The organism is Bradyrhizobium sp., from assembly GCF_049798375.1.
Lineage (GTDB): Bacteria > Pseudomonadota > Alphaproteobacteria > Rhizobiales > Xanthobacteraceae > Bradyrhizobium.
The window spans coordinates 1-6,626 of the sequence record NZ_JBARGP010000556.1; the positions used below are offsets into that span (position 1 = coordinate 1).

Below are 6,626 nucleotides of genomic sequence, written 5' to 3' on the forward strand. Positions count from 1 at the left end.
GTCAGCAGTGGTCACGCGCAACGGAGGGCGCTACGGCGCCGCGCACCGCGCTCCGCCGACCCAAACCGACCCCGCGCTTTGGCCGCCTGATGATTTCGACGTGCTGGTGCAGGCGTTCAAGGCGCAAGGCTTCCGCCCGTCCTGCGCGTGGTACCTGAACGGCGGCGCCAACATCGCCTACGCGCGCGAGGCGCCCAGCGGCGGCCGCCTGTCGCAGCCGGTGCTGTTCGTCAACGGCGACCATGATCAGATCTGCAGCATCACCGGAAACCGTCAAGGCGATCCAATGCGCGCGGCCTGCGCGGATCTGACCGTGACGAGCTTGCCCGCCGGACATTGGCTGCCGCTGGAGCGCAAGGCAGAGCACATCCAGACCATCCGCACATGGCTCCGGAGCAAGGGGCTTTGATGGTAACAACCGGAAAGTGACGCATCGCGGCGACGCCGCATAAAGGAGGAAACGCTATGAGCGCGATCTGGCCGGAGATCCCCTTCGAGGCATGGCGCGAAACTTGTTCCGCGCTTCATTTGTATTGCCAAGTTGTCGGCAAGTATCGGCTCGCGCGGACGCCGTGGGTCAACCATTCGTGGCACGCGACTTTCTATGTGAATGCTCGCGGGCTCACCACGTCACTGATTCCAGACGCCACAGGTATCGAGATCACCTTCGATCTCTCCCGTCATGTCGTGATCGGAGAGGCCTGCGACGGAGGCCGGGTTGAAATGGCGCTCGGGCCGATGTCCGTTGCCGACTTTCGGGCCCGGTTCTGTGAGCTGGTGGAACGTCTCGGCGGTACACCGGAATTCGACGGCCGGCCCAATGAGGTCCCCGATCCGATTCCCTTCCAGGACGACCGTCAAATCCGCCCCTATGATGCAGACGCCGTGACGCGGTTCTTCAGGGCCATGGTTGCGATCGACCGTGTGTTTCATCGGTTTCGGACGGGCTTCACCGGAAAGGTCAGTCCGGTCCATCTCTTTTGGGGCAGCTTCGATCTCGCGGTGACGCGCTTCTCCGGACGTCCTGCTCCGCTTCACCCGGGGGGCGTACCGGGTTTACCGGACGAAGTGACGCGCGAGGCCTATAGTGATGAGGTCTCATCCGCTGGCTTCTGGCCGGGCGGCGGCGGCACAGACTTTGCGGCTTTCTACTCCTATGCCTATCCCACTCCGACCGGTTTTGCCGACGAACAGATTTTACCGACGGGCGCATATTTCGATCGGAAGCTCGGGGAGTATCTCCTGGCCTACGACGTTGTGAGGAAGTCGAGCGCCCCGGAGGCGACGCTCATGTCGTTTCTGGAAAGCACCTATCGGGCGGCAGCCGATGGCGGAGGCTGGGATCGTGCCGCGCTCGAATGTCCGATTGGTCAGCCACGCCGGCCCCGCCCCGTGGAGAGGACGAGATGAAGTTCGACGGGCCGGCGCGGCGCGATCGGTGCGTCGACGCGTGTCACTCTTCGCGATAGGCGCGTGCAGCTCAGGCTTTGTCAGGGTCTCGCGCGACACGGACATAGGTGAGACAGGCAAGTGCGCCCGAGAGAAGCAAGATGAGAGGGATCGAGACCGGCGCTGATATGAGCATCGCCCAACCGACCACATCCCCGCAGCTTCCATCGGGTGGGACGCAACGATCAAGCAGACCTAGCGCATAAGGCGTGACGAACACGGAGAGAAGGCATGTCACGACGAAGACGGCGACCGCCGCAAGGATCGCCCACAGTCTTCGTGCTGTATCAGGCAACCTGGGCAATTTTCCTCAGCCTTATGGCGTCGTCAGGAGTTAGGCTGGCAGTGCACTAAACCAGCGAGGTCCAGCAATGCTGCGCCCGGCTAATTTATGCCATGTCACGGCTGGCCTGCGCGTCGGAAGCGCGCTTCGCGTTGTACCCGATGAGGTCGCGAAGCTCCACCATACCAAAAAAGGACGCCCAAAGGCGCCCTTTTGGGAATTGATGCGGAGACCCGGCTTGAGGCCTGGAGCCCCGAGGACCGTCAGCGCAGCAGCATGATCAGGATGATGAGCGGGATCGGAATTCCGACGAGCCAGAGCAGGATGGGCATGATTGTCTCTCCTTAAGTTGCAGATTTCAGGTCAGCGATGGTCGGGTGGTCACGGCGGCCTTCTTTTTCCAGGTGCCGTCGCGCAGTCCGCCGCCTTCCATGGCCGCAAGCGTCGCGCAGAACGCGCCGATGAACAGCGACAGCGTCAGCCAGATCGCGGTCTGCATCGCGGCCTTGCGGGCGCTATCGAGGTCCGATTTGGCCTGCGCGACGACGTCGTTCACGCGCTTCTCCGCGTCGGCCTGGCTCAAGCCGGTGCGCGCGGCCACGACTTTGGCGACGTAGGTTTTATCGGCCGCGCTGAAGTCATGGCCGGAACGAAGATCCGTCGTGAACAAGCGGACCATTTCGGGCCGGGGATCGGATTGCTGAGTTTGCGCGGAGGGATCGTTCGGCCGCAGCAAGGTGTCGATGTAGCCCTCCATCGGTCCCGAGTTTGCAGCGCTCGCCGTGGCTTGCGCAGCCCCGCCGAGCGCGTTGCCGAGCAGTGAGCTCGCTGGCGACGCCAGCAGCGCGGCGCCAAGCACGGACGCGACCGCCCAGGCCAGGAAGCCGTGGGCCGTATCCCTGAATTGCACCTCAGTGGTCTGGATCCCGACCCATTTGGTCCGAAGACGCCCGGCCAAATAGCCGCCGATGGCCGAGGAAATCATCGCCATGACGACGAAGTACAGGCCGGTGGCGATCTTGAAGGTCGTCGCGGATACGCCGCTGTTGCCCCATGGCGAGACGACCGCAAAGCCCATCCCGGCGCCGAAGGACAGGAGCAGGAGGGTCAAGGCGAGCGAGGCTGCCGCGCCTGCCAGGACCGCCGCCCAGGAAACACCGGCGATCGACGGCTCGATCACGTCCGCTCCCGCCGTTTGCCGCAATCCGTCCGCCATCTCGATCCTCCATTGTGCTGTGCCCAAGAAATGCGCGGGAACTTATGAAGTTCCATGGGCATGCTGCGGATTCGGATGGCGGGTATTGAACTGGTCGGCGCTTCCATAAGCGGAGCGCGATGCGGGACGGGTGTCCCGGGGTCGCTGCGCTCGCCCGGGCTACGGCATATCGCTCACAACCACGGTGCCGGCTTGTCCATCGCGATCAGCGCGTCCACATCAATGCGCTCCCGGATCATGGCGGCCTGGTCGCCCTTGACCAGCACCTCCGGCACCAGCGGCTTTGTGTTGTAGGTGCCGGCCTGCACCGCGCCGTAGGCGACGGCGGTCATTGCGGAGATCGCCCGCCTTCGGCTCCGGTAGCGTGCGGTCGAGCGCGAGGTAGTCGCCGCTCTCGCAGACCGGACCGACCACGTCGGCAATAAAGCGCGGCGCGCCTGCGGCGGACTGCGCGACGGGGAGGATGTCGTGATGCGCCTCATACTGTGCGTCCTGAAATCCATAGAACCAAGCTCAGCGCAACCAGGAAACGTTCGGCACGTAAGTGATCTCGTTAGGACCCGAAACGGGCAGCGGTCGATCTTCACCGAACCAAGTTCAAATATCGGCAGCCCTGGTGCATGCAAAGCCGGTACAAAGCTATCCTTGCGAGGACAACACGGGCGATGTCAGGAGCAACAGGGGCATCCTGAAAGGATGTGTGCTCTTTGGCCGCGGTACGGGGCATGGCGAGAGGTCCTATATAGGGCAAGACATGACCCACGTCCTCGACATCGATCCGCGCATTGCGCGCCGTTGCTTGCACGCCGGACGGCTCCAAACAGGAGCTTAGCCGGACGGCCGGTTGTGCCGTCCGGATTCCCCTTCCCTTCATCAAACAGCTTTGGTGTGTGGCTCTCTCATGAGGGGAGCCCAACGAGGAGGCATGCCGTGAACAATCCCTCGATCCCGGACGTTACTCTTCCCGCGTCTGACTATCGCCGCTTGGAATGGCTCGCGCGGGCGGGCGCAGCGCAAGGCGACGTGGACGCACGTTTTCTGTTGAGTGAGATCAACCGAGCGGAGGTCGTCCCTGATCGCGCGGTCAGACTGGACAGCATCGTCACCATGGGTTCGTGGGTGACGTTCTTGGTCAACTGGGGCGTCCCTCGCGAGATGAGGCAACTGGTGTACCCCGACGACTACACGTCCGAGCGAACCCAAATCCCGGTTATGTCACCGTTGGGCGCAGCGCTGGTGGGGCTGAAGGTCGGAAGCGAAATCCCCTTCTTCACCGCTGGGCGCACCAATGTCGTCAGGATCGAACGCGTCAGTCGACGCGGTCCAGATGATGTTATCGGAATTCTATTTGGCGATCAGTTGCTCCAGGGCAAGACGCTCCTCGACGACGATGATCCGGGACCATCAGCCGCCTAGGAAGGAGCAGGTAATGAGCAGGACTAATCGCAAAGGCAAGCCCGAAAACGCGTTGCCGTCAGTCACGGTGATGGTCGGTGAGGCCAGGCGCCTGAACGCTTTGGCAAGTTCGAGCGAGGTGATCTTCCCGCGCGTGGCCCATTTCCTGGCGCAGGAGATCGAGCGTGCAACCGTGGTGGCGGACAATTCCGATCTGCGCGGCGTCGTCCGCATGGGCTCGCTGGTCCGGTACTGCGACAACAAGACTGGCGACGTCCGGGACGTGGTGTTGGTGTATCCACACGAAGCGGACATAACGCTAAAGCGCGTCTCCGTCCTTACGCCGGTCGGAGCTGCGTTGATTGGCCTGTCGGTTGGCCAGGCCATCGAGTTTCAAACGCCGAGCCACAATACGCGGTCCTTGACGGTACTAGGCGTGTCCAACTGAAGGTGGCTTCGACATGCACGACGTTTCAACTAAACAGGCCGCCCTGACCGTCATCGGTATCACCGTCGGTTTGGCTGCCATGTTGTACATTGTGACCTTCTTCATGCCCTGAAAGTCCAAATATCTGGACTGGCCCCTCTCGGTCTATGATCGAGCGGGGGCCACCCCAGGGGCTACCCGCAAGCGAGAACTCGCAGAACAACGCGCCGATGTCCTATCATGTGTGTAGGCCCGCCAGTTAGACAAACTGAATCACTGATCCAGCTGCGTCGCAACAGCTGCCTTTTCCGACAAGCAATGAAGCGTCCGGACTGCCCGCTCAGGTCTTTCTGCTCGTTTGAGCCAAAGCCAGAATGATCGCGCGGAAATCAACCTAAGACACCGGGGTCAGCACGGACAGCACGCACGCCCTCACAACCACGGTGCCGGCTTGTCCATCGCGATCAGTGCCTCGACATCGATGCGCGGGCGGATCACGGCGGCCTGGTCGCCCTTGACCAGCACCTCCGGCACCAGCGCGCGGGTGTTGTAGGTGCCGGCCTGCACCGCGCCGTAGGCGCCTGCGGTCATGATCGCCAGCAAATCGCCGGGCTTGGGCTCCGGCAATGTGCGGTCGAGCGCGAGATAGTCGCCGCTCTCGCAGACGGGACCGACCACGTCGGCTGTGAAGCGCGGCGCGCCGGCCGGGGCTTGCGTCACCGGCAGGATGTCGTGATGCGCCTCGTACAAGGTCGGGCGGATCAGATCGTTCATCGCTGCGTCGATGATGACGAAGTTCTTGGCCTCGCCGTGCTTCACATAGATCACGCGCGCGACCAAAATGCCGGCATTGCCGACGATCAGGCGGCCCGGCTCGAACAACAAAGTGCAGCCGAGATTGTGGCTGACGCGCTTGACCATCGCCGCATAGGCCACAGGCTCCGGCGGCGCGGCGCAGTCCATGTCGTAGGGAATGCCCAGGCCGCCGCCGAAATCGACGTGGCTGATGGTGTGGCCGTCGGCGCGCAGGGTTTGAACGAACTCGGTCAGGATGCGGAACGCGGTCTCCATCGGTCCGAGATCGGTGATCTGGCTGCCGATATGGACGTCGACGCCGGTGACCTGGATGCCCGGCAGCGCCGCGGCGCGGGCATAGACCTTCCGCGCATGCTCCAGCGGAATGCCGAACTTGTTCTCGGACTTGCCGGTGGAGATCTTTGCGTGGGTGCCGGCATCGACGTCGGGATTGACCCGCACCGAGATGCGCGCGACGCGCCCGGTCTCGACGGCGAGGCGCGACAGCAGCTCGAGCTCCGGCTCGGATTCGACGTTGAGGCAATGGATATCGGCGGCCAGCGCAGCGCGCAGCTCGGCCTGGGTCTTGCCGACGCCGGAGAACACGATCTTGCCCGGCGGGATGCCGGCCGCGAGCGCGCGCTTCAGCTCACCGCCCGAGACCACGTCGGCGCCGGCGCCGAGCTTCGCCAGCGTGCGCAGCACTGACTGGTTGGAATTGGCCTTCATCGCGTAGAGGATCTGCACCTTCTCGCCGGCAAAGGCATCGGCGAAGACGCGGTAATGCCGCTCCAGCGTCGCGGTCGAATAGCAGTAGAACGGCGTGCCGACCTGGTCGGCCAGCGCGGACAGATTGACCGCCTCGGCGTGCAGCACGCCATCGCGATAGTCGAAATGATTCATGACCTGGAGTCCGGTCTCAACGTTTTTGATCGACGACGGATGCGTGTCTGAGCCGCACGCGGGCTACGGCGCGCAGCACAAGCTGACAGTTCGCATTCGTGAAGATGCTAATGGGGAGAAAGTGCTGTGAATGTCAAATCGACGTTCAGGGCACGATC

6 protein-coding genes and 1 pseudogene are annotated in these 6,626 nt (G+C 63.2%); 4 read left to right on the forward strand and 3 right to left on the reverse strand.

The window, feature by feature from the left end; all coding sequences use genetic code 11:
* Both WA702_RS22325 and WA702_RS22330 read left to right on the forward strand, forming a co-directional pair.
* Nucleotides 1-409: alpha/beta hydrolase (locus WA702_RS22325; RefSeq protein WP_425112724.1), on the forward strand; the 409-nt coding region annotated here is incomplete at its 5' end.
* 56 nt (nucleotides 410-465) lie between these two features.
* Nucleotides 466-1,410, forward strand: a complete 945-nt coding sequence (locus tag WA702_RS22330; protein WP_425112725.1) for a DUF5996 family protein — start codon at nucleotides 466-468, stop codon at nucleotides 1,408-1,410.
* 680 nt (nucleotides 1,411-2,090) lie between these two features.
* Here WA702_RS22330 and WA702_RS22335 read toward each other — a convergent pair.
* Both WA702_RS22335 and WA702_RS22340 read right to left on the reverse strand, forming a co-directional pair.
* On the reverse strand, nucleotides 2,091-2,948 hold the full coding sequence (locus WA702_RS22335) for a hypothetical protein (protein ID WP_425112726.1): 858 nt from the start codon (nucleotides 2,946-2,948) through the stop codon (nucleotides 2,091-2,093).
* A 173-nt stretch (nucleotides 2,949-3,121) separates the two neighbouring features.
* Nucleotides 3,122-3,431: pseudogene (locus tag WA702_RS22340) on the reverse strand (diaminopimelate decarboxylase); the annotation flags it as partial.
* A gap of 447 nt (nucleotides 3,432-3,878) precedes the next feature.
* Between WA702_RS22340 and WA702_RS22345 the strand changes: the two are divergent.
* Both WA702_RS22345 and rnk read left to right on the forward strand, forming a co-directional pair.
* The gene (locus WA702_RS22345) at nucleotides 3,879-4,364 is read left to right on the forward strand and encodes a GreA/GreB family elongation factor (protein ID WP_425112727.1); all 486 of its coding nucleotides are present in this window, start codon (nucleotides 3,879-3,881) and stop codon (nucleotides 4,362-4,364) included.
* Between the two features lie 13 nt (nucleotides 4,365-4,377).
* Nucleotides 4,378-4,791, forward strand: coding sequence for a nucleoside diphosphate kinase regulator (rnk, locus tag WA702_RS22350; RefSeq protein ID WP_425112728.1), 414 nt, complete (start codon nucleotides 4,378-4,380; stop codon nucleotides 4,789-4,791).
* A 411-nt stretch (nucleotides 4,792-5,202) separates the two neighbouring features.
* Here the strand turns inward: rnk and lysA are convergent, their stop codons facing one another.
* Nucleotides 5,203-6,468 (reverse strand): diaminopimelate decarboxylase, encoded by a 1,266-nt coding sequence (gene lysA / locus WA702_RS22355; RefSeq protein ID WP_425112729.1) that lies wholly within the window; start codon nucleotides 6,466-6,468, stop codon nucleotides 5,203-5,205.
* Nucleotides 6,469-6,626 lie beyond the last annotated feature (158 nt).

Coding starts and splice junctions, on each gene's coding strand:
- WA702_RS22335 (WP_425112726.1), bottom strand. CDS start 2,948: ATGGCGGACGGATTGCGGCAAACGGCGGGAGCGGACGTGATCGAGCCG.
- WA702_RS22330 (WP_425112725.1), top strand. CDS start 466: ATGAGCGCGATCTGGCCGGAGATCCCCTTCGAGGCATGGCGCGAAACT.
- rnk (WP_425112728.1), top strand. CDS start 4,378: ATGAGCAGGACTAATCGCAAAGGCAAGCCCGAAAACGCGTTGCCGTCA.
- lysA (WP_425112729.1), bottom strand. CDS start 6,468: ATGAATCATTTCGACTATCGCGATGGCGTGCTGCACGCCGAGGCGGTC.